We start from the raw sequence: 19,571 nt of genomic DNA on the forward strand, positions 1-19,571 counted from the left end.
AACGATCGGACAGCAACGGCGAGTGGGACTCCGGCTCCGGCACTTCCGGCTCCCGCACTTCCGGACCCCGCCCGATCAGGTCACGGGTCGACGCGGTCGAGCGCGGCACCGTCCCAGGTCGTCTGGATGCACGCGACACCGCGGCCGTTGCGCGGGCGCAGCACGTCGTAGATGTGCATGCGCGGAATCCTGTCCGACACACCCCAACCACTCGGCCAGGTGATCACCCAGTCCATGTCGAGGTCCACCAGCAGGCCGAGCATGCGCGCGATCGTCGGGTCGTCCAGCCGCTCGAACGCCTCGTCCAGCAGCACCAGCCGCAGCGGTGAGAAGTCGCCGCTCACCGCGTCGTAGAACGAGGCCGCCGCCGCGAACAGCGTGACGTACGAGATCAGGCGCGTCTCACCCGACGACAGCTGGCGCAACCGGCGCTCGCGCGGCCCGCCGTCCGGCCCGGTGTCGGCGACCGTCACGGTGAACTGGTGCCACGTCCGGTAGTCCAGCGCCCTGGCCAGCACCTCCGCGTAACTGCCGCTCCGGGTGTCCCGCTCCTGTTCGATCCGCTCGGTGAACACCTTCCGCAACGTCGTGTCCTGCTCGGCGTCGCGCTCGGCGTAGGGCAGGCGGACCAGGGCCAGGGCGGCGCGGGTCTCGTCGTCCAGCGCGGCCGAGTACTTCCACGTCAGCTTGACGTGCACGCCCTGGCTGGACCTGGCCTGGGCGAGGACCTCGTTCATCCTCCTGCACAGGTCCTCGGCCACCGCGATCTGGCCGCGCAGCCACTCGGCGAGGTCGCGGATCAGGTAGTCGGCGAAGATCCGCTGGTACTGGTCGTCCAGGAAACCCCGCTGCTCGGCCAACCTCGCCGTCACCCGGCGCGCGGCGGTGGCGACCGGCCGGGCGCCCTCCTCGCCGGTGACCATGACCGTCAGCAGCCCCGCGTGCTGGTCGGCGGCGATGTCGTGGCTGCCCGCCAGCGAGGTCTGCAACGCCTGGAGCTTGGCGATCACGGTCGACTCGCTCGCGCCGCGCCGGTCGCCGGTGACCAGCGCGGCCCGCACGGAGGTCACGTCCACGGGCTCGTCCGCGGACACGTCCGGCAATGCGGCCACCAGCACACCCGGCGCCCGCACGGCCGCCCGGAAGTGCTCGGCGGCGCGGGTCGAGGACTCGCGCGCCTCACCGAGCTGCTCGGTCGCCGTGTCGAGCTGGGCCGACAGCTTCGCGGCCTGCTCGCGGGCGGCGGTCACGTCCTCGCGCACGCGCTTGATCTCGACGCGCATCTCCCGCCGCGAACGCTCCACAGTGGACAGTTGATCCACGATCTCGCGGGCCTCGCCGCCGATGGCGTCGGTCAGCTCGGCCAGCGCCGTGGCCTGCGTCGCGTAGTCCCGGCACCGCGCCTCGGCCTCGGCCTCGGCGGCCACGCGGTCCTCCACCGCCGCGTGGTACCGGTGCCCCGCGTCGGTCAGGTCCGCCACCGTGGCCCGGCACTGGCGCCCCAGCACGTCCCCCAACCGGTCCGCGGTGCGCTGCGCCTCGGCGGCCGCGGCGCGTGCTTCGCGGAGCCCCTCGGTCGTCGCGGGCAGCCCGGCGTCACCGGCCTGCCGGACCAGGGCGGCGCGCGCCGCCTCGTTGCGGGCCTCGGCCTCCGCCAGTTCGGCCCGCAACTGCTCCGCGCGTCGGGCGGCGCGGTCGGCGGACTCCTGGGCGCCCTGGAGGCGGCCGTGCCGGGTGACCAGGTCGCGGTCGGCGGGGAAGCGCTCCAGGTGGGCCTCCCACTGCTCGACCAGGCGGCGCGCGGCGACCAGGTCCGACTCGGCCGTGCCCAGGTCGGCGCGCAGGATCGCGAGCTCGTCCTCCAGCTCGGCGATCCGGCGTTGCCGCGCGGCTTCGCGGGCGCCCGCGCCGATGAACTCGGCCGCGTCCTTGTGCCACGTCCCGGTCAGCACGCCCGCCTGCCACCGGCCGGTGGGGGTGACCGCGAACGTGCCCTGGCCCAGGGAGACCGAGGCGAGCAGGTCCGCCACGGTCCGGGCCGGCACCGGCGAGTCCGGCTCGACTGCCGGCACCAGCACCGACGCCAGCGACGGGGCCGGTGCCGGCTCGCTCGCTACCGCGTACACGTCGTGGGCTGGGACTGGGGCTGGGGCCGATGCCGAGGTGCTGTCGGCCGGGAGGTGGGGGTCGGCAGGGGTGCTGTCGGTCGCTGGGGGGAGGTCGGCCGGGGTGCGGGGGTCGGCCGGGGTGCGGGTAGCGGCTGGGCTGGTGGTGGCTGTGGCTACGACCGCAGTGGCCGTGGCCGTAGCTGTGGCGTTGGTGGTCGGGTGGGGTTGGGTCGGGTGGGGTGTGGTGGTGGGTTCCGGGGTGGTTTCGGCGTCCGATTCTCTCAACCGATGATCGGTGATGGTGTTTCCGTACATTTCCGGGCCATCTTCACCCCAAGGTGTGACCCAGGCGTCGAGGAGGCCCGAGGCTTCCAGGGCCGCTTCGAGGCCGGCTCGCTCCTCGTCCGGCACCGACGGGTGGAAGTCAACCAGGCGGTAGAACGGGGCGCCCGTCGGAACTCCACGGTCGGGTGACACGAACCTGGACCGCTCGGGCACGCGGGACGTGCCGGAGCGCAGGGCCGCCAGTTCGGCGTCCCGACCGTTGATCACCTCGGCCAGTTCCGACCTGCGCCGCGCGTCGGTGTGGGCGCGGTCCCTCGCGGTCGACACCAGGGGGCCCACCCAGTCGCGCGCGGCTCCGGTGAGGGCTCGGGCCGCGGCCGGGTCCACCGACTGCGGGAGGGCCAGGGGGTCGGGGGGTCGCGTGTCCGCGAGCGGGCCGGAGGTGCGCCACGCGTCCACCTCCGCCAGCCACGCCTGGGCGACCTCCGCCAGTTCGCGCGCCTCCTCGTCGCGCAGGAGCGCGGCCTCGGTCGCCGACCGCCGGGCGTCGCGTTCGGTCTGGTGCAGCGCGTCCAGCCGGCGCTGGGCCTCGTCCAGGGCCGCCGCCTCCTCGGCCAGGGCCAGCGCCAGGGCTCCGCGCTGCCTGGCCGCCGAGGCGATTTCCGCCGTGCCCGCCGCGGCGGGGCCCAGGGGCAGGTCCGCCGCGGCGGGGGGCACGCGGCGTTCGATGGGCAGCGGCTCGGCCTCGGGGTCGGGCTTCGCGCGCACGGACTCCGTGCGGGTCTCCGCCTCGACGACGCCGAGGCGCGGCACCTCGGGCGGCGACAGGGGCAGACCGGCCGTGCGCAGGTGGTGGCGCAGCGGCTCGACCAGCTCCTCCGCCGTTCCCAGGTCCTCGGCCAGGCGCCGCAGGAGGCGCAGCACGCCGTCGACCGCACCGTCCTCCTGGGACCGCTGCCTGCCCGCCACCTCCAGCGCCGCGACCGCCGACGACCGCTTCTCCGCCACCAGCTTCTCGCGCGTCCGCAGGTCCTGGAGGTCGCGGAACGCGGGCAGCTCCTTCAGCGCGCCGATGGTCTCCTCGGCCTGCTGCTCCGCCACCTCCAGCGAGGTCAGCGAGTGCTCGGCCGCCGCCCGCCCGGCCAGGGCGCCCGCCAGCGACGCGGACAGCCGGGCCGATCCGCGTTCCAGCCTGCGGACGTCCTCCTCGGCCGCGCCGAGCTTGTCCGAGGCCGCCCGCAGGCCCCCGAACGCGTAGTCCGAGTAGGTCTTGAGGAACGTGCCGAGCGCGGCGTCCGCGGTGGACAACCGGGTGATGTTCTCCCGGATCGACTCCAGGTCGTCGAACGACGTGGCCAGCTGTTCGACCACGGCCTGGTCCAGCGGCGGCAGGGCGTCGGACAGGATCTGCTCCAGCTGCCCCTCCAGCACCTTCAGCCCGACGTCGGGGTTGCGGAGGGTGCGCTGGAGGTGCAGCAGGTCGCCGTAGCGGGCGGCGGGGACGCCGTAGACCCGCTCGGCGACCTTCGCGCGGAACGCGGCCTCCTCCAGCACGCAGTCCGCGCCGATCAGCTCGCGCAGCCGCGCCGGGGCCAGCGGGGTGCGGTCGGCGGTCAGGGAGAGGTCGTGGCCGACGCGGGCGGGGGTGATGAACCGCCACGAGTCGGTGATGGCCTGCGACGTCTTGGACGCCTTCACGCCGAGACCGCAGGTCAGGTACTCGCCGGGGTCGCGGGTCAGCTCGACCCACGCGTACCCGACGCGGTTGGGCCCGCCGTCGTAGTCGTCGAGCATCAGCCGCCGCAGCGACACCGTGTCGAAGCCCTTGGAGCCGACCTGCCGCAGGTCGCCGTCCAGGCACAGCGGCAGCAGCAGCTCCAGGGTGCGCGACTTGCCGGAGCCGTTGGTGCCCTGGAAGATCGCGCGCCCGCCGGAGAAGTCGAACACCTGCTCGGTGTACTGCCAGATGTTGACGATGCCGCCCCTGTGCAGCCGCCACCTGTTCACGCGATCTCCTCGTCGAACAGCGACCAGCCCGGCTCTGCCGGTGCGGTCGCCGGTTGTTCCGCTTCGCGTTCCGGGGCGCCGTCGGGCACGGGGACCCAGCGGTGCGCGACCGGGTTGAGCCGCCACCCGTCCCCGGTCGGGACCGCCAGGCCGGTGCGCCGCAGCAGCTCCAGCACCTCGTCGACCAGCCGGTCGAGGTCGTCGGTGAACTGCCGGGACCAGGCCGTCGGGTGGTCCTCGACCAGCCGCGCGCACAGCGCCCGCAGGTCGGCCGCCGCCACCGGGTGCCGCCCGTCCGCGCCCGGCGGGGCCTCCAGCAGCTCGGGCAGCGCCAGCAGGGCGATCCGCGCGACCGTGGAGGCGCCCGGGAAGTGCAGGTCGGTCAGGTAGTCCTCGGGGTCGGCGGCCAGCACGCCCTCCGCGCGGCGCTCGGTGCGCAGCCCGAAGCACGTCTCCAGCAGCGCGGACTCCTTGCGCTGGTGGCGGCGCAGCCAGTCGGCCTGCTCGGGCGGCAGGTCGGCGTAGAGCACGACCGGGTTCTCCACGAGCCTGCGCCGCACCGCGTGCTCGACGCCGCGCGGGCCGGGCCGGGCGGCCAGCTCGACCAGCCGTTCGGGGGACGTGGCCTCGGCGACCGGGCCGGTGAGCAGCTGCCCGAGCAGGTCGGTGTCGACGGTGATCAGCGCCTCGGTCTGGACGTCGACCGTGCCCTCGGTCTCGTGCAGCACGCCCAGCGACACCAGGTGCCGCAGCGCGGCGGTCAGCGCCCGCCGGTCGGCCACGTCGTCGACGACCGCGATCCCGGCCTCGGCGGCGGCCGCGCGGATGTCGGCGACCAGCCGCGACAGCAGCGCCTGCCGGCCGATGCCGGTGAGCACCGCCAGGGTGAGCGCCAGGTAGGCGTAGCCGCGCGGGGACATGCCGGGCACGCCGCGCGAGTCGTCGTCCACCGGGCCCGACTTGTGGAGCCGGGCGAAGCGCCGCTCCACCACCAGCCGGTAGCCCAGCAGGCGCGCGAACAGGTCCTGCAACGTGACGCGGTGGCGGTGGACCAGCACGACCAGCTCGCCGTCCGGCCCGTCGGCGCGCAGCAGCGGCCGCCGCAACAGGGTGCGGGCGCAGCGCACGATGTCGGCCGCGTCGATCTCGGAGAGGCCGTCGAACATCAGTCGAGCACCAGCGCGGAGCCGTGCAGGGTGAGGGTGCCCGCGGCGGACCTGATCCGGGTGACCCGCCCGGCGGCGGGGGAGACGGTGACGCGCAGCCCGCGCACGGGGTCGGTGGCCGAGCCGGGGTCGTCGGCGGTGTCGCGCTGCGCCATGGCCAGCGTGAGCAGCTCGCACAGCACGCCGAGCGCCTCGCCGGACAGCGTCGTCGTGGCCAGCGCGGGCGCCGCCCCGGCCAGCTCGGCCACTGACGCGGCCCGCCGCTCGTCGGCCTCGCGCGCCTCGGCCAGCAGCGACTGCTCGGTCATCGGGTCGTCCAGGATGCGCGACGCGCGGCCGCGGCCGGCCCGGTCCGCGCGGCTGCGCACGCTCACCGGCACGTCCACCACCGGCCCGTCGCGCCACGGCGTGCGCTCGTCGTCGCGGTCGTGCTCCGGCTCGGGGGACACGTGCCGGGCCGAGTGCAGGCCGAACGCCGCCGCGTACAGCCGGTGCCCCCGGGACGCGTCGCCCCGGTCGAACCACCCGGCCAGCCTGAGCAGCTCGGCGCGCCTGCCGGGCAGCAGCCCGCCGCCCGAGGTGGCCCGCTTGACGCTGGCCAGCAGCGACCCGATGGCCCGCGCGGTGGCCTCGCGCAGCGCCGTCACCTGGCTGGGCCGCCCCGGGCGGTCGACGAACCAGTCGGTCAGCTCCTGCCAGTCCTCGGGCGACCGGCCGCGCGCCCGCTCGACCCGGTCGCCCAGGTCGGCGCGGCCGAGCAGGCCCAGCAGCCCGTCGCGGGAGGTGTTGAGCCGGGCCAGTCCGGCGGCGACGGCGGGGGTGTGGCGCAGCACGTCCTCCACGACCGCCTGGATGTACTCGACGAGCAGGTTGCGGAACCCGGAGATCTCGTCCGGCGCCAGGTGGTGGCGGGTCACGACCTGCCCGAGGTAGGCGTAGAAGTCGCGCACGGTGGCGGCGAGCTCGGCGTGCTGGAGGAACAGCGTGGTCACCTGCTCGGCCAGCTCCTCCCGGGGCCGCCGGGACTCGCCGGCCAGCGCCTCGGCCAGGGTCCGCCCGAGCCGGCCGAGGCCGCGCTCCACGGCGGGCAGCAGCTCCCGCGACACCTCGCGCGCCCCCTCCGGCACGCGCAGCAGCTCGTCCACGTCGCGCTGCACCCGCACGGCGAGCTTGCCGACCTGGTAGCGCACGCTGCCGTGCCGGAACTCGGCGATGCTGGAGGCCACCACCTCGCGCCGGCCCTGCACCAGGTTGCCCCACTCGACCAGCTGCCTGAGCCGCTTGATGACGTTCTCGATCTGCGACTCGCCGGGCTCGACCCGGCCCTCGCGCTCGGCGCCGGCCAGCGCCCCCGCGACCTCGCCCGCGGACAGGTCGGCCAGCAGCGTGGAGGTGAACAGCCGCATGATCGCCAGGTACGTGCGCTGGTGGTCGCGCGCGTCCAGGTACGCGTAGAGCTTCAGGCGGGCTGGTTCCACGCCTGCCCACCCTAGTGCCGGGCACCGACGGCTCCGGGGCTACCGTGCCCCTGTGAGTCTGGGGCGGGCTGTGGGGCTGGTGCTGGGGGTGGCCGCGGACGCGGTGCTCGGCGATCCGCGGAGGTACCACCCGGTGGCGGGGTTCGGGCGGGCGGCGTCGGCGCTGGAGCGCGGGCTGTACCGCGACCACCGGGCGGCCGGGGTCGCGCACGTGGCCGTGCTGGTCGGCGGCGCCGTCCTGGCGGGCGCCGCGGTCGAGCGGCTGGCCGGGCGCGACCAGGTGGTGCGGGCGCTGACCACGGCGGCCGCCACGTGGGTGGTGCTCGGCGGGGCGTCGCTGGCCGACGAGGGCACCGCGATGGGCCGCGAGCTCGACGCCGGCGACCTGGCGGCGGCCCGCGACCGGCTGCCCGGCCTGTGCGGGCGCGACCCCTCGAAGCTGGACACCATGGGCCTGGCCAAGGCCACCGTGGAGTCCGTGGCGGAGAACACCTCCGACGCCGTGGTCGCGCCGCTGTTCTGGGGCGCGGTCGCGGGCGTGCCCGGCCTGCTGGGCTACCGGGCGGTGAACACCCTCGACGCGATGATCGGCCACCGCAACCCCCGCTACCTGCGGTTCGGCTGGGCCGCGGCGCGCCTGGACGACGTGGCGAACCTGCTGCCGTCGCGACTGGCGGCGCTGCTCACCGCGGTGGGCGCGCCGGTCGTCGGCGGGTCGGCGGGCGAGGCGTGGCGGACGTGGCGGCGGGACGCGGCGGCGCACCCGAGCCCGAACGCCGGCCAGGTGGAGGCGGCGTTCGCGGGCGCGCTGGAGATCCGGCTGGGCGGGCGCACGGTGTACGCGCACGGCGCGGAGGACCGGCCGGTGCTCGGGCACGGCCGCAACCCCGACGCGGGCCACGTGACGCGGGCGGTGGAGCTGTCGCGGGTGGTCGGCGCGTCGGCGGCGGCCGTGACCGCGCTCATCGCGCTGGTGCGGCCTCGTCTGCTGCGGCCTCGTCCTCGGCGAGCATCTCGGCGACGGACTTCCGCCTGAGGCGCGGCCCCTCGTGCAGCGCCCCGCCGGGGCGCACCTCGCGGACGGTGAAGTACAGCCAGCCGGCCAGGGCCATCGCGCCGAACGCGATCCACTGGAGCGCGTAGGAGAAGTACGGGCCGGCGTCCAGCTTCGGCAGCGGCAGCGCGCCCTCGACGCCCGGCTGGTCCTCGGTGAGCTGGAAGTAGCCCGGCCGGATGTCCAGGCCGGCCGCCCGGCCCACCACGGCCGGGTTGATCGCGTACACCTGCCGGTGGCCGTCCTCGGCGAACGCGTCCCGGTCGTCCGACTCGCCCGCGCGGGTCCACGCGACCAGCGTCACGGTCCCGGTGGGCAGGGGCTTGAGCGCCGGCACCCGGATGCCGTTGACCGGCCGCACGTAACCGCGGTCGACCAGCACGACCCGGCCGCCCGCCAGTTCGAACGGGGTCAGCACCTCGAACGCGGCCTCGCCCTGCACGGTCCGCAGCCGGGCCACCGCCTGCCCCTCGGGCAGGTAGCGGCCGGTGAGCGAGACCCGGCGCCACTCGAAGTCGGTGTTGGGGCGGTCCAGCAGCCCCTCGACCGGCACCGGGTCGGTGCGCACGGCCGTGGTGACGGCGCTGTTCTGCGCGTCCCGTTCGGCGTCCCGGTCGAACTGCCAGGGCGCGAGCAGCGCGAAGCACGCGCCCGCGAACACCCAGACCGTCAACGTCAGCGCGAGCCAGCCAGGACGCAACAGGAACCTCAACCGCACGCCACCACGGTAAGCCCTAGGCCGATGTGACCTGGATCCGGTCGAACCGGGCGGTGAAACCGCCCCCCGTCGGAGCCGCCGCCATCACCCCGACCAGGGCCGGCACGTCGGGCGGGAAGTAGGCCAGGCGCAGCAGCGTGACCGGCTCGTCGTCGCCCAGGCCGTAGCGGATGGTCACCGCGTCGCCCTCCCGGACCGCGGAGATCGTCATCCGGTCGGCGCGGGCCACGCCCACCACCGACCAGTCGGAGAATTCCCTGGTCACCACGGTGCTGATCTGGAACTCGCCGTCCACGAGCTCGGCGCCCGCCTTGATCCAGTTGCGCTCGTCCAGGCGCAGCGCGATGCCCGCCTGGTCGTACTGGGCGGCGTAGTCGGCGGTGAAGGAGGCGGTGAAGGTGGCGTCGCCGATCACCGGGACGCCCAGCAGGTGCCCGGAGTCGCGGTCGTACCCGTAGTGGGTGGTGCGCCAGAAGTCGGTGTCCGGGTCGGCGGTGACGGTCAGGCCGGCCTCCGCGGACCAGGAGCGGGGCTCGTTGATCCAGCGCCAGTCCTCGTGGCCGAACAGTCGCATCCCCATCGGACCATCATGTCAGCGAACGGGCCGCTGCCAACGCCTGTTGGGCGTAACCCCGGCCGTCGCCGACGTGGTGCGGGTCCGCCGGGTCGCCCGCGTGCCAACCGCCGGTGCCCGCGCTGGTCACCTCGACGAGGTCACCCGGGCCGGCTCGCCCCGGGTGCCCCCCGAATATGATCGCGGCCACGGGGGAACGGCAGATGTTGCCGGTGCGGATGAAGGTCACGTGCAGGCCCACGGCAGCGGAGTCTGCCGGGTCGCGCGCTCCGGGTGGGGTCGGCGGACGTCACGGGCGCGCACGCGGGACCCTTCGGACCGACCGGTTCGCGCGGGGGGATTGTTCGATGTCCGGGGTCGTGGTCTTCGTCGTGCTGCTCGCGGTCGGGGTGGCCGCCGGGGCGGCCGTCGCGGTGGCCCTGTGGCGCCGGTCGTGGCCGGAGACGCCCGCGTTCGCGCGGCCCCGGCCGGTGGCCTCGCCCGGCGGGCTGGCCCCCGACCCGAACGCCGGATTCTTCACCGATCGTGGTTTCTTGTTCCGGAAAAGACTTTTCTTCGTCGGCACCGGGTGCCCGCCGCAGCTGGTGACCGACTTTTCGTCACTGGACGTGTCGCAGCGGGAACAGCCCGTGCGCATTGCCCGGCACGGCATTCGGTCGTGGTGGTGGTTCGAGGGGGAGTTCTACCGCGAGGCGGCGGGTCTCCAGGTCGACGACGTGCGGACGTGGGTGCGGGAGCGGCGGCGGAGGCAGCGCGCCAGGCAGGACCGGGCCCGGTTCCTGTCCGCCGCGGAGGAAAGCCTGCGAAAGCGCGAGAACGGGTAACGTACGGGCGTTCAATTCCGACGACAATGCATATGGAATGTCGGGGAAGGAACGCGCATGTCCCATACCTGTGTCGTCCGCCACGTTCGTACGTCCAATGCGGGGAAGCCCGTCCGCGCGGGTTCACCCGGTCGGCCGCGGAAGGCCGGGGACCGGTGAACGAGCCGTCGCTGTGCCGGTTGGCCGTGTGCGAGGTGCCCTCGTTCGCGCACCTGGTGCTGAGCGCGGCCGTGGTGCTGTTCGCCGTGTTCGCCTCGCTGGTCTCCGCGGTCGGCTGACCGGGTTCCCCCGACCGGTTCTCCCGACCGGTTCTCCCGACCGGTTCTCCCGACCGGTTCTCCGGACCTGCCCGCGGTGATCTCGGCGGGCTCCCGGCCGGGCCGCGCGACGATCCCCGCGTGCCCGCCGTGAGGCCCGTGCCGGCCATGACCGGGCGACCTCGCAGATCGCCTAGACTCCCGGCGATGACCAGCCAGGATCCCGGTCGGGCGCTGCTGCGCCACCACGGGGACGTCGACGCCGCGCCCGGACTCGCGGACTTCGCGGTGAACGTGCGGGCGCCCGCGCCGCCGCGCTGGCTGCGCGACCGGCTGGTCACGGCCCTGGACACCCTCGGCTCCTACCCGTCCGCCGCCGCCGACCTGCGGGCCCGCGAGGCCGTCGCGGCCCGGCACGGCCGGTCGCCGGACGAGGTGCTGGTGCTCAACGGGGCCTCCGAGGGCTTCGCCCTGCTGCCGGACCTGCGCCCGCGCCTGGCCGCGGTGGTGCACCCGTCGTTCACCGAGCCCGAGGTGGCGCTGGGCGACGCGGGCGTGCCCGTGGCGCGGGTGGCGCTGCGGCCCGGGGACGGCTACCGGCTGCGGCCCGAGCTGGTCCCCGACGAGGCCGACCTGGTGGTGCTGGGCAACCCGACCAACCCGACCTCCGTGCTGCACCCGGCCGAGGTGGTCGCGGCGCTGGCCCGGCCGGGCCGGGTGCTGGTGGTGGACGAGGCGTTCGCCGACGCGATCCCCGGCGAACCCGCGTCGCTGGCCGGCCGCGGCGACCTGGGCGGGCTGCTGGTCCTGCGCAGCCTCACCAAGACGTGGGGCCTGGCCGGGCTGCGCGCGGGCTACTTCCTGGGCGCGCCGGAGCTGCTGGCCCGGCTGGCGTCGACCCGGCCGCGGTGGCCGGTGGGCAGCCTGGTGCTGGAGGCGGTGACCGCGTGCTGCGCGCCGGAGGCCGTGGCCGAGGCCGACGAACTGGCGTGGGAGGCGCGCGAGCACACGTCGCTGGCCGTGGCGCGGCTGGGCGACCTGGTGGTCGTGCCGCCGGCCGCGCCGTTCGTGCTGCTGCGCGTGCCCGACGGGCCGCGGGTGCGGCAAGCGTTGCGGGACAAGGGGGTGGCGGTGCGGCGCGGTGACACCTTCCCCGGCCTGACCCCCGACCACATCCGGGTCGCGGTGCGCGCGCCCGAGCAGTTCGCGGTGCTGGTGGACGCGCTGCGCGTGGTGCTGGAGGACGCGTGACGACGCTCGGGGACGTGCTGGCCGCGCTGGAGGCGGCCTACCCGCCGGCGACCGCCGAGTCGTGGGACGCGGTCGGCCTGGTCTGCGGCGACCGCGCCGAACCGGTGACCCGGGCGCTGTTCTGCGTCGACCCCGTCGAGTCCACTGTGGACGAGGCGCTGGAGGTCGGCGCGCAGCTGCTGGTGGCCCACCACCCGCTGATGCTGCGCGGGGTCACCGGCGTGCCCGCCGACGACCCCAAGGGCGCGCTGGTGCACCGGCTGATCCGCGCGGGCGTGGCGCTCTACACCGCGCACACCAACGCCGACATCGCCGACCCGGGCGTGTCCGACGCGCTGGCCGGGGTGCTGGGCCTGCGGGTCACCGGGCCGCTGTCGCCCGCGCCCGCCCGGCAGCTCGACGTGCTCGCCACCTACGCGCCCGCGGCACACGTCGAGCGGGTCCTGGACGCCCTGCACGCCGCCGGCGCGGGCGCCCTCGGCGACTACCGCGAGGCCGCCTGGACCGTCGAGGGCACCGGCCGGTTCCGGCCGCTGCCCGGCGCGCGCCCCGCCGACGGCGAGGTCGGCGAGCTGCGGCGGCTGCCGGAGACGCGCGTCGAGGTGGTGCTGGAGCGCCGCCGCCGCGCCGAGGTCGTGCGCGCGCTGCGCGCCGCCCACCCGTACGAGGAGGTCGCGTTCAACCTCAACGAGATCGCGGAGCTGCCGTCGGGCGCCGGCATCGGCCGCGTGGGCGAACTGGACGCCGCCGAACCGCTGCGGGTGTTCGCCCGGCGCGTCGCCGACGCCCTGCCCGCCACCGCGTGGGGCGTGCGCGCCGCGGGCGACCCGGACCGGCCGGTGCGGCGGGTCGCGGTGTGCGGCGGCGCGGGCGACGGCTACCTGTCCGCCGCGGCGCGGGCGGGCGTGGACGCCTACGTGACCGCGGACCTGCGCCACCACCCGGCGGGCGAGCACCTGGCCGCGGGCGGACCCGCGCTCGTCGACGTGGCGCACTGGGCCAGCGAGTGGCCGTGGTGCGCGCAGGCGGCCGGCGTCGTGCGCGCGGCCCTCGGCGGTACGGTCGAGGTCGTCGTCTCGACCCGCCGGACCGACCCGTGGACCGTCGGCGCGACGAGCCGAACAGGAGGAGCCCAGTGAAAGCCGAGCCCGCAGTGCAGCGCAGGTTGCTCGACCTCGCCGAGGTCGACGCCGAGCTGGCGCGCGTCACCCACCGCCGCCGCACGCTGCCCGAGCTGGCCGAGATCGCCGAGGCCGAGAAGGTGCTGCGGGCCAAGCAGGACGCGCTGACCACCATCGGCACGAACCTCGGCGACCTCGACCGCGAGGTCCGGCGGCAGGAGACCGAGATCGAACAGGTCCGGGCCCGCGAGGAACGCGACCGCGTGCTGCTCCAGGGCGGCAAGGTCGGCGCCAAGCAGCTCACCGACCTGGAGCACGAGCTGGCCACCCTCGGCCGCCGCCGCGCCGCGCTGGAGGACGACCTGCTGGAGCTGATGGAGCGCCGCGAGGCCGTCGAGGCGGACGTGCAGCACGCCCGCGTCGAGCTGGACAAGGCCCAGGAGGCGATGGCGGACGCGGCCCGGCGCCGCGACTCCGCGCTGGCCGACCTGGAGTCCACCGAGACCAAGCGCACCGCCGACCGCAAGCTGATGGTCGGCCGGTTCCCCGAGCCGCTGCTGACCCTCTACGACCGGGTCCGCGCGCACAAGGGCATCGGGGCCTCGCTGCTCCGGTCCCGCCGCTGCGGCGCGTGCCGGATCGAGCTGGACCGCAACGCGTTCGCCAAGGTCAAGGAGGCCGCGGCGGACGAGGTCGTGCAGTGCGAGGAGTGCGGCGCGATCATGGTCCGCACGGGGGAATCCGGCCTGTGACCGGAGCGGGGAAGGTCGTCGTCGAGGCCGACGGCGGATCGCGCGGCAACCCCGGACCCGCCGGCTACGGCGCCGTGGTGCTCTCCGCGGCCGGCGACGTGCTGGCCGAGCGGTCCGCCGGGCTCGGCGTGGCGACCAACAACGTCGCCGAGTACCAGGGCCTGATCGCTGGCCTGCGCGCGGCGGCCGAGGTGGGCGCCGCCGAGGTGCTCGTGCGGATGGACTCCAAGCTCGTGGTCGAGCAGATGTCCGGGCGCTGGAAGGTCAAGCACCCGGCGATGCAGCCGCTGTTCGCGCGGGCCCGCGAGCTGGCCCGGGAGTTCGAGCGGGTCGGCTACGAGTGGATCCCGCGCGAGCGCAACAAGCGCGCCGACCGGCTGGCCAACCAGGCCATGGACGACCAGGCCGGCGTGGCGCGGCGACCGGAGCCCGGACAGCCCGGGGAGACGGGCCCGGGGGTCGGGGCGACGGCGCAGGCGCCGCCCGCGTCGTGGACCGGCGCGGTCGGCGAGCCGACCCGCCTGCACCTGCTGCGGCACGGGCAGACCGAGCTGTCGGTGGCCCGCCGCTACTCCGGGCGCGGCAACCCGCCGCTGACCGGGGTGGGGCGGGGGCAGGCCGAGGCCGCCGCCCGCAGGCTGGGCGGGCTGGCGAACGTCGCCGCGGTGGTGTCCTCGCCGCTGGCCAGGGCCCGGGAGACCGCGCGCGCCGTTGCCGAGGCCACCGGCGTGGAGGCGACCACGCACGAGGGGCTGATCGAGACCGACTTCGGCGCGTGGGAGGGCCTGACCTTCACCGAGGCCGCCGAGCGCGACCCCGGGCTGCACCGGCGGTGGCTGTCCGACCCGGCCGTGGCCGCGCCGGGCGGGGAGAGCTTCGACGAGGTGCTGCGGCGCGTGCGGCGGGTCAAGACCGACCTCATCGCCCGCTACGGCGGCGCGGACGTCGTCGTGGTCAGCCACGTCACGCCGATCAAGCAGCTGCTGCGGACCGCGCTGGACGTCGGCCCGTCACTGCTGTTCCGGCTCCACCTGGACCTCGCGTCGCTGTCGGTGGTCGAGTTCTACCCCGACGGGCACGCCTCCGTGCGGCTGGTCAACGACACCTCCCACCTGGCCTAGCCCGCCACCCGCAGGCGCGGGCGCGCACGCCGGAACCGGGCTTCCGAGACGGCGTGCGCGAACCGCTCCACCGCGCCGCGCACGGCGTCGTCGGCTTTCGGTTCGACCACGTCGCCGGTGATGTCGCCGTCGAGGACGAATTCACCGCGCAGCACGTTGTCCGCGCCTTTCCCGGCGAGCAGCGGGTTGAGCGCGTAGTCCATCGCCACCAGGAAACCCTGGCTGCCGCCGGTCGCCAGCGGCAGCACCGCGCGACCGCGCAGCGCGCGTTTCGGCAACAGGTCCAGGAGGGCTTTCACCAGGCCGCTGTAGGCGGCCCGGTAGACCGGGCTGACCACCACGATGCCGTCGGCGCGCAGCACGGCGGCGACCGCGTCCCCGATCTCCGGGTCCCGCAGGTCCTCGGTGAGCAGGGACAACGTCGGGAGCTCGCGGACGTGCACGGTGCGGACGTCGTGCTCGGACCCCCGCAGCAGCTCCTCGACGCGGGCGACGAGGATGCCGGTCCGGGACCCGGGGGAGGGGCTGCCGGAAATCACCAGGACAGAGGACATGGGCGCGAACACCTTTCGGTGCGAAAAAAGGATCGGGATACGAGGTAAAATCGTCAGCGACAACAGATCGCGGCGGCCGTGCGGCCGAAGTCGACGTGTCGACGGCGGGTGAGCGCCCCTATTCCCGGCATGTTTCGAGTAGAGCAGCCGTGGTGCGGTCGAACAAGGTTCGACCGCCCTGGTTCCACTGCCTGGGAGCGGGACGACTAGGCTGGTGGGAGCGGATGAGTCGGCAGGGCGGCCGCGTCGGCGGGGTTTCCCCGCCGCCGAGGAAAGTCCGGACTCCACAGGGCAGGGTGGTTGTCAACGGCAACCAGGGGCGACCCTCGGGACAGTGCCACAGAGAACAGACCGCCCCGGTGCGAGCCGGGGTAAGGGTGAAACGGTGGTGTAAGAGACCACCAGCGCCCCCGGTGACGGGGGCGGCTAGGTAAACCCCACCCGGAGCAAGGCCAAGAGGGTGCCCCCGGGCACCTGCGCAGGCGTTCGAGGACTGCCCGTCCGATGCCTGCGGGTAGGCCGCACGAGCCTGTCGGCAACGGCAGGCCGAGATGGATGGCCGCCGAACGGGAGCGCCGCGAGGCCCCCGGGAACAGAATCCGGCTTACATGCCGGCTCATCCGCCCCCACACCCGGAGCCCGGCGCGGGAATGCGGTCGGGCGAGACGGGGCCGGGCGGAACGGGGCGCGCCGGGCGTGGCCGACCGCCGCCGGTACTTCGGTTCCCCGCACCCACCGGCACTCTCCACAGTGGAGCACCCCGACCGGGAACACCCTGGCCGGGGCACCCCCGACCGGGAGCACCCCGACCGCCCCGAGGGCACACCACTCCGCCTGTAGATCCCCCCTCGACCCGCCGCGTTACAGAAGTGACGCCGTTCGAGTGATCTCCGGTATCAACCCCGCCGACTCCCCCTCCTCACGGCGAACCGCGGGCCCTGCCCCGCGGGGCAGAAGGAGGAAACGCATGTCCACCACCAGACGTCAGGGAGCAACGGTGCTCGCCCTGACCGGGCTGCTGGGCGCGGCGGCGCTCGCCGGCGCCGGCGGCGCCGGGGCGGCCCCGGCGGACGAGTTACCCGTCTACGCCGTCCGCTCCGAGGGGATCACCCAGGAGCAGGCCGCCACCCTCCAGAAGGCGTTCGGCCTCAGCGCGATCGAGCGCACCCCGGAGGGGGTCGTCACCTTCACCGACGAGGAGCGGCACCTGCGGGTGCCCTCGATCGACCTGGGCGCGGGCCAGCCCGACGAGAGCGGTCAGGCCACCACCCAGACCGCGTTCGACGTCGCGGCGATCCGCGCGCTCAAGACCGTCCCGCCCGCCGACGCGGCCAAGCGCGTCACCGAGACCCTCCGCGGGGTCGGCCTACTGCCCGCCGAGGCGACCCCGGCCGCCTCGCACTCCACCCTCGACCTCGTCGACGCCAACGGCGCCACCGTGGTCAGCGCGCCGATGGACACCACCGTCACGTTCGACTTCAAGCTCGGCGGCGTGCCGCTGGAGGGCGCCGGCGCGAAGATCCGCGTCTCGCTGGACGGCACGGGCGCGGTCACCCAGCTCACCTACGCCGCCCGGGAGGTCGTCAACGCGGGCCTCAAGCCGGTGCAGCACCTGGACCTGGGCTACCGGAAGTGCGTCGAGGTGCTGGGCGGCGTGCCGCTCGGCGCGGTCCAGTACGCCTACCCCGCCGAGCCGCTCGGCTCGGGCCAGACGCACCTGGAGCCCTTCTTCCGGTGCCAGGGCGTGGACCCGGGCGAGAACGCCCCGGTGTTCTTCCTGCCCGCCGTGGTCGGCTCGTCCGCGCCGAGCCCCGACCCCGCCGTGCCGCCGCGCCAGGCGTCCGCCGCGCCGTCCGCCACCGGTGAGGTCGGCGCCAACTGGATCCCCCGCGTCGACGTCGGCAGCGAGGGCACCGGCTCCTGCCAGGGCCTGTACGGGGTGCCGAACAACATCGGCGGCTTCAACAACCGGTTCACCTCCGCCGGCGTGCCGGTGCAGTTCAGCTGGACCGGCGCCAACGCCTGGGAGCGGGACTTCAAGGACCCGGCCTTCGCCGGGGGCCAGGACCACGTCTACACCGACGACGTGGACATGACCTTCTACCACGGCAACGGCGGCCCGTTCGGCCTGTCGTTCGCCCGGTGCAGCGCGGTCAACGACACCACCCTGCGCAACACCGAGGCCCGCTGGGGCAACCGCGACTCCGAGTGGATGAGCCTCTACACCCCGAGCCTGCTCCAGCCCACGGCGAGCGGCCAGAACTGGGCGCAGCGGTGGGGCCGGGCGTTCCGCGGCCTGCACCAGATCAACAGCTTCGAGACGAGCATCGTCCAGCAGAGCGCGTTCGTGCTGCCGACCAGCACGTTCGGCGGCCGGTACGCGAACTACCTGCTGCGCTCGTCGCTGCGCCCGCTCCAGCGGCCGATGAAGGTGCGCGAGGCGTGGGCCCAGGCGTCGCGCGACACGCAGCCGTCGTGGGTGCGCTGGGCGACCATGGGGCCGATGAGCCGCAACGGCTCCGGTTACTACAGCGCCAACTTCGACGACTACTTCTGGGGCCGGGGCGCGGTCGGTTCGGACATCACCTCGCCCAGCGGCTACTGGAAGATCTCCGGTTCGAGCTGACCGGCGCGCGGGGCGACCGCCGGGCGTGGACCGGCGGACCGTGACCGAGGGGGTCCCTTCCGGCTACTGGGGGTCGGAAGGGGCCCCTTCCGCGTGCACCCCAGGCGAGCCCCGTCCGGTGCGCCCCTTCAGGTGCGCCGCGAGGGCCGACCCGGCTGCATCCGGATCACCGGGCGGAACGCCTCGCCGCCGTTGTAGCGCTCCTCCAGCTCGGCCACGTAGGCGGCCACCGCCGGGTTGACGATGTCGGCGAGGCTGCGCACGCCCGCCGACGCCTCGTACGCCGCCAGGTAGGTCGCCGCCGCGCGGGCCCGTTCGAGCACCTCCTGGTCGAAGTTGACCGTCCGCTGCACCCGCCGCCCCGCCGGCCGCTCCGGGCCGGTAACCTGATCAAGACCCGAGACGGCCACCGCGACCGTGATCTCGTTCACCCCGGCGGCTGGTTCGGGCGCGGCTTCCGGCGGCTGGGCCATCTCGGCCTCCTCGGCGTCGTCACTCGTGTGGGTGCGGACCGTTCGGATCGGTCACTGGGCTGAACGGTGCACACGATGTTGATAGGCGGATGGGGGGTTCGGGATCTTGCGCACTGTCCGTGATCAGGACGTTCGCAGCCGGGTGAACTGTCCCAGCAATCGGGAGAATCCGGACTCCCCGGTTCTCCACCGGCTCCCCCGGACTCATCATGTCTGTGGCTAGATTAGACGTAATCGACTGTCAGGGGAATGCTTGTTGATCTACGCACCGCTAACAGGCCGATACACCTCGTGACCAAGACGTGTTCTACTCGATAGCGCACACCCGGTCGGACACCCCTCGGTCCGTCCGGCGAAGTCCTGCGTACTCAGGAGTACTGCAATGACCGCCATGACCCTGGTAACACTCGCCCAGCAACAGCCCGGCCTGGGCACAGGCGGGGTGCGCCAGTGGATCCTCGACAACCTCCTGCCCCTGCTCCTGCTCACGGTCGCGGTGCTGCTCCTGTGGCTGGGCGGCGGCAAGGGCGACAACGCCGGGGTCATGCGCCGCCTGGGCGGCGTGATCATCGCGCTGGCGATCGTCGGACTGGCCGTGACCACGGACGCGGGCGAGAACATCGGCTCGTGGCTCGCCGGCCTGTTCACCGGCGGGTGACCCTTGCGGGTACGCACTGACGACGAGGTCTACCGGGTCGACGCCGTCTGGTTGGGGCCGCCCAGGGCAACGTTCCCGTGGCGCGCGCGCTACGTCGCGTGGGGCGTCGGCATCGTGGTCTTCCTGCTGGTGACCGCGGTCCAGCGGCAGGTCGGCTTCGGGTTCGACTTCATCAACACCGGCTGGGGCTTCGTGATCACGGTCGCCCTGACCCGCTTCATCTGCGCGCGGATCAGCCACGAGCGCCCCCTGTCGTCGGTGCTGACGATGTGGGTGCGCGAGCTGACCTCGCCGCGCGAGACGACCTCCGGCCGGGGCGGCGCCGCCAGCGCCGCCCGGATCCGGGTGGGCTCCCGACGCCCGCGCAAGCGGGTGAAGGGGAAGGGCGCGAAACGCGCGAGCGCCCCCGCCCGATCCCAGCAGCGCACGCCAGACCGCCGTCAGAAGGAGGTGCGCGGTGTTCGGACGCCGGCGTGACCGCAACCGACGCTCCGCTGCGCACGTCGCCCAGCACGCAGCCGCCGCCCGCGACGACCGCAAGGTC

Annotated in this window: 18 protein-coding genes and 1 other RNA gene; 11 read left to right on the top strand and 8 right to left on the bottom strand. The window is 74.7% G+C overall.

Annotated features, from left to right (window positions below):
* Positions 1 to 80: 80 nt before the first annotated feature.
* From Q5530_RS32315 to Q5530_RS32325, 3 genes are read right to left on the bottom strand one after another with little or no spacing between them, the layout of a single operon-like run.
* A complete protein-coding gene (locus Q5530_RS32315; protein ID WP_415366594.1) occupies positions 81 to 4,400 on the bottom strand; it encodes an SbcC/MukB-like Walker B domain-containing protein in 4,320 nt (1,439 codons plus the stop codon).
* Positions 4,397 to 5,566 (bottom strand): TIGR02678 family protein, encoded by a 1,170-nt coding sequence (locus Q5530_RS32320; RefSeq protein WP_415366595.1) that lies wholly within the window; start codon positions 5,564 to 5,566, stop codon positions 4,397 to 4,399. Before Q5530_RS32320 ends, Q5530_RS32315 begins: the two co-directional genes overlap by 4 nt.
* Complete coding sequence (locus Q5530_RS32325) at positions 5,566 to 7,044, bottom strand: DUF2397 domain-containing protein (RefSeq protein WP_415366596.1); 1,479 nt, start codon at positions 7,042 to 7,044, stop codon at positions 5,566 to 5,568. Before Q5530_RS32325 ends, Q5530_RS32320 begins: the two co-directional genes overlap by 1 nt.
* Positions 7,045 to 7,096: 52 nt before the next feature.
* On the opposite strand from Q5530_RS32325, the gene Q5530_RS32330 reads away from it, so the two are divergent.
* The gene (locus Q5530_RS32330; protein WP_415366597.1) at positions 7,097 to 8,080 is read left to right on the top strand and encodes a cobalamin biosynthesis protein; all 984 of its coding nucleotides are present in this window, start codon (positions 7,097 to 7,099) and stop codon (positions 8,078 to 8,080) included.
* Here Q5530_RS32330 and Q5530_RS32335 read toward each other — a convergent pair.
* The 3 genes from Q5530_RS32335 to Q5530_RS32345 are packed head-to-tail and all read right to left on the bottom strand — an operon-like array spanning position 8,007 to position 9,631.
* A complete protein-coding gene (locus Q5530_RS32335) occupies positions 8,007 to 8,816 on the bottom strand; it encodes an SURF1 family protein (RefSeq protein WP_380641036.1) in 810 nt (269 codons plus the stop codon). The two genes, Q5530_RS32330 and Q5530_RS32335, sit on opposite strands and share 74 nt — an antisense overlap.
* 16 nt (positions 8,817 to 8,832) lie before the next feature.
* Complete coding sequence (locus Q5530_RS32340) at positions 8,833 to 9,396, bottom strand: DUF1349 domain-containing protein (protein WP_415366598.1); 564 nt, start codon at positions 9,394 to 9,396, stop codon at positions 8,833 to 8,835.
* A 7-nt stretch (positions 9,397 to 9,403) separates the two neighbouring features.
* Positions 9,404 to 9,631, bottom strand: coding sequence for a hypothetical protein (locus Q5530_RS32345; RefSeq protein WP_415366599.1), 228 nt, complete (start codon positions 9,629 to 9,631; stop codon positions 9,404 to 9,406).
* A 106-nt stretch (positions 9,632 to 9,737) separates the two neighbouring features.
* On the opposite strand from Q5530_RS32345, the gene Q5530_RS32350 reads away from it, so the two are divergent.
* From Q5530_RS32350 to Q5530_RS32375, 6 genes are all read left to right on the top strand, one after another.
* Positions 9,738 to 10,214 (top strand): hypothetical protein, encoded by a 477-nt coding sequence (locus Q5530_RS32350; RefSeq protein ID WP_415366600.1) that lies wholly within the window; start codon positions 9,738 to 9,740, stop codon positions 10,212 to 10,214.
* A 155-nt stretch (positions 10,215 to 10,369) separates the two neighbouring features.
* Complete coding sequence (locus Q5530_RS32355) at positions 10,370 to 10,492, top strand: hypothetical protein (RefSeq protein ID WP_380641042.1); 123 nt, start codon at positions 10,370 to 10,372, stop codon at positions 10,490 to 10,492.
* 186 nt (positions 10,493 to 10,678) lie between these two features.
* Positions 10,679 to 11,722 (top strand): Rv2231c family pyridoxal phosphate-dependent protein CobC, encoded by a 1,044-nt coding sequence (gene cobC / locus Q5530_RS32360; RefSeq protein ID WP_415366601.1) that lies wholly within the window; start codon positions 10,679 to 10,681, stop codon positions 11,720 to 11,722.
* Positions 11,719 to 12,861, top strand: coding sequence for a Nif3-like dinuclear metal center hexameric protein (locus tag Q5530_RS32365; RefSeq protein ID WP_415366602.1), 1,143 nt, complete (start codon positions 11,719 to 11,721; stop codon positions 12,859 to 12,861). The genes cobC and Q5530_RS32365 overlap by 4 nt, the downstream gene beginning before the upstream one ends.
* Positions 12,858 to 13,595 carry a zinc ribbon domain-containing protein gene (locus Q5530_RS32370; protein ID WP_415366603.1) on the top strand — a complete coding sequence of 246 codons (738 nt, stop codon included), beginning with the start codon at positions 12,858 to 12,860 and terminating at the stop codon, positions 13,593 to 13,595. The genes Q5530_RS32365 and Q5530_RS32370 overlap by 4 nt, the downstream gene beginning before the upstream one ends.
* A complete protein-coding gene (locus Q5530_RS32375) occupies positions 13,592 to 14,716 on the top strand; it encodes a bifunctional RNase H/acid phosphatase (RefSeq protein ID WP_415366604.1) in 1,125 nt (374 codons plus the stop codon). The genes Q5530_RS32370 and Q5530_RS32375 overlap by 4 nt, the downstream gene beginning before the upstream one ends.
* Here Q5530_RS32375 and Q5530_RS32380 read toward each other — a convergent pair.
* Positions 14,713 to 15,270: an NAD(P)H-dependent oxidoreductase gene (locus Q5530_RS32380; RefSeq protein ID WP_380641052.1), complete on the bottom strand. Its 558-nt coding sequence runs from the start codon at positions 15,268 to 15,270 to the stop codon at positions 14,713 to 14,715. The genes Q5530_RS32375 and Q5530_RS32380 overlap by 4 nt on opposite strands.
* Before the next feature lie 225 nt (positions 15,271 to 15,495).
* On the opposite strand from Q5530_RS32380, the gene rnpB reads away from it, so the two are divergent.
* Positions 15,496 to 15,893: RNase P RNA component class A (gene rnpB, locus Q5530_RS32385), an RNA gene on the top strand.
* Between the two features lie 344 nt (positions 15,894 to 16,237).
* The gene (locus Q5530_RS32390; RefSeq protein ID WP_415366605.1) at positions 16,238 to 17,896 is read left to right on the top strand and encodes a DUF6345 domain-containing protein; all 1,659 of its coding nucleotides are present in this window, start codon (positions 16,238 to 16,240) and stop codon (positions 17,894 to 17,896) included.
* 128 nt (positions 17,897 to 18,024) lie between these two features.
* Here the strand turns inward: Q5530_RS32390 and Q5530_RS32395 are convergent, their stop codons facing one another.
* The gene (locus tag Q5530_RS32395; RefSeq protein WP_380641056.1) at positions 18,025 to 18,369 is read right to left on the bottom strand and encodes a hypothetical protein; all 345 of its coding nucleotides are present in this window, start codon (positions 18,367 to 18,369) and stop codon (positions 18,025 to 18,027) included.
* 382 nt (positions 18,370 to 18,751) lie between these two features.
* Here Q5530_RS32395 and Q5530_RS32400 point away from each other — a divergent pair, with 382 nt between their 5' ends.
* Both Q5530_RS32400 and Q5530_RS32405 read left to right on the top strand, forming a co-directional pair.
* Positions 18,752 to 19,027 carry a hypothetical protein gene (locus Q5530_RS32400; protein WP_415366606.1) on the top strand — a complete coding sequence of 92 codons (276 nt, stop codon included), beginning with the start codon at positions 18,752 to 18,754 and terminating at the stop codon, positions 19,025 to 19,027.
* A 3-nt stretch (positions 19,028 to 19,030) separates the two neighbouring features.
* Positions 19,031 to 19,504 (top strand): hypothetical protein, encoded by a 474-nt coding sequence (locus Q5530_RS32405; RefSeq protein ID WP_380641060.1) that lies wholly within the window; start codon positions 19,031 to 19,033, stop codon positions 19,502 to 19,504.
* Positions 19,505 to 19,571: the final 67 nt, after the last annotated feature.

The organism is Saccharothrix sp. BKS2, assembly GCF_047689505.1.
GTDB classification, from domain to species: domain Bacteria; phylum Actinomycetota; class Actinomycetes; order Mycobacteriales; family Pseudonocardiaceae; genus Actinosynnema; species Actinosynnema lopnurensis.

Bases quoted from the DNA above. Each gene is read 5' to 3' on its own strand.
- Q5530_RS32390 (WP_415366605.1), top strand. From the start codon at position 16,238: ATGTCCACCACCAGACGTCAGGGAGCAACGGTGCTCGCCCTGACCGGG.
- Q5530_RS32340 (WP_415366598.1), bottom strand. From the start codon at position 9,396: ATGGGGATGCGACTGTTCGGCCACGAGGACTGGCGCTGGATCAACGAG.
- cobC (WP_415366601.1), top strand. From the start codon at position 10,679: ATGACCAGCCAGGATCCCGGTCGGGCGCTGCTGCGCCACCACGGGGAC.
- Q5530_RS32395 (WP_380641056.1), bottom strand. From the start codon at position 18,369: ATGGCCCAGCCGCCGGAAGCCGCGCCCGAACCAGCCGCCGGGGTGAAC.
- Q5530_RS32400 (WP_415366606.1), top strand. From the start codon at position 18,752: ATGACCGCCATGACCCTGGTAACACTCGCCCAGCAACAGCCCGGCCTG.
- Q5530_RS32350 (WP_415366600.1), top strand. From the start codon at position 9,738: ATGTCCGGGGTCGTGGTCTTCGTCGTGCTGCTCGCGGTCGGGGTGGCC.
- Q5530_RS32320 (WP_415366595.1), bottom strand. From the start codon at position 5,566: ATGTTCGACGGCCTCTCCGAGATCGACGCGGCCGACATCGTGCGCTGC.
- Q5530_RS32380 (WP_380641052.1), bottom strand. From the start codon at position 15,270: ATGTCCTCTGTCCTGGTGATTTCCGGCAGCCCCTCCCCCGGGTCCCGG.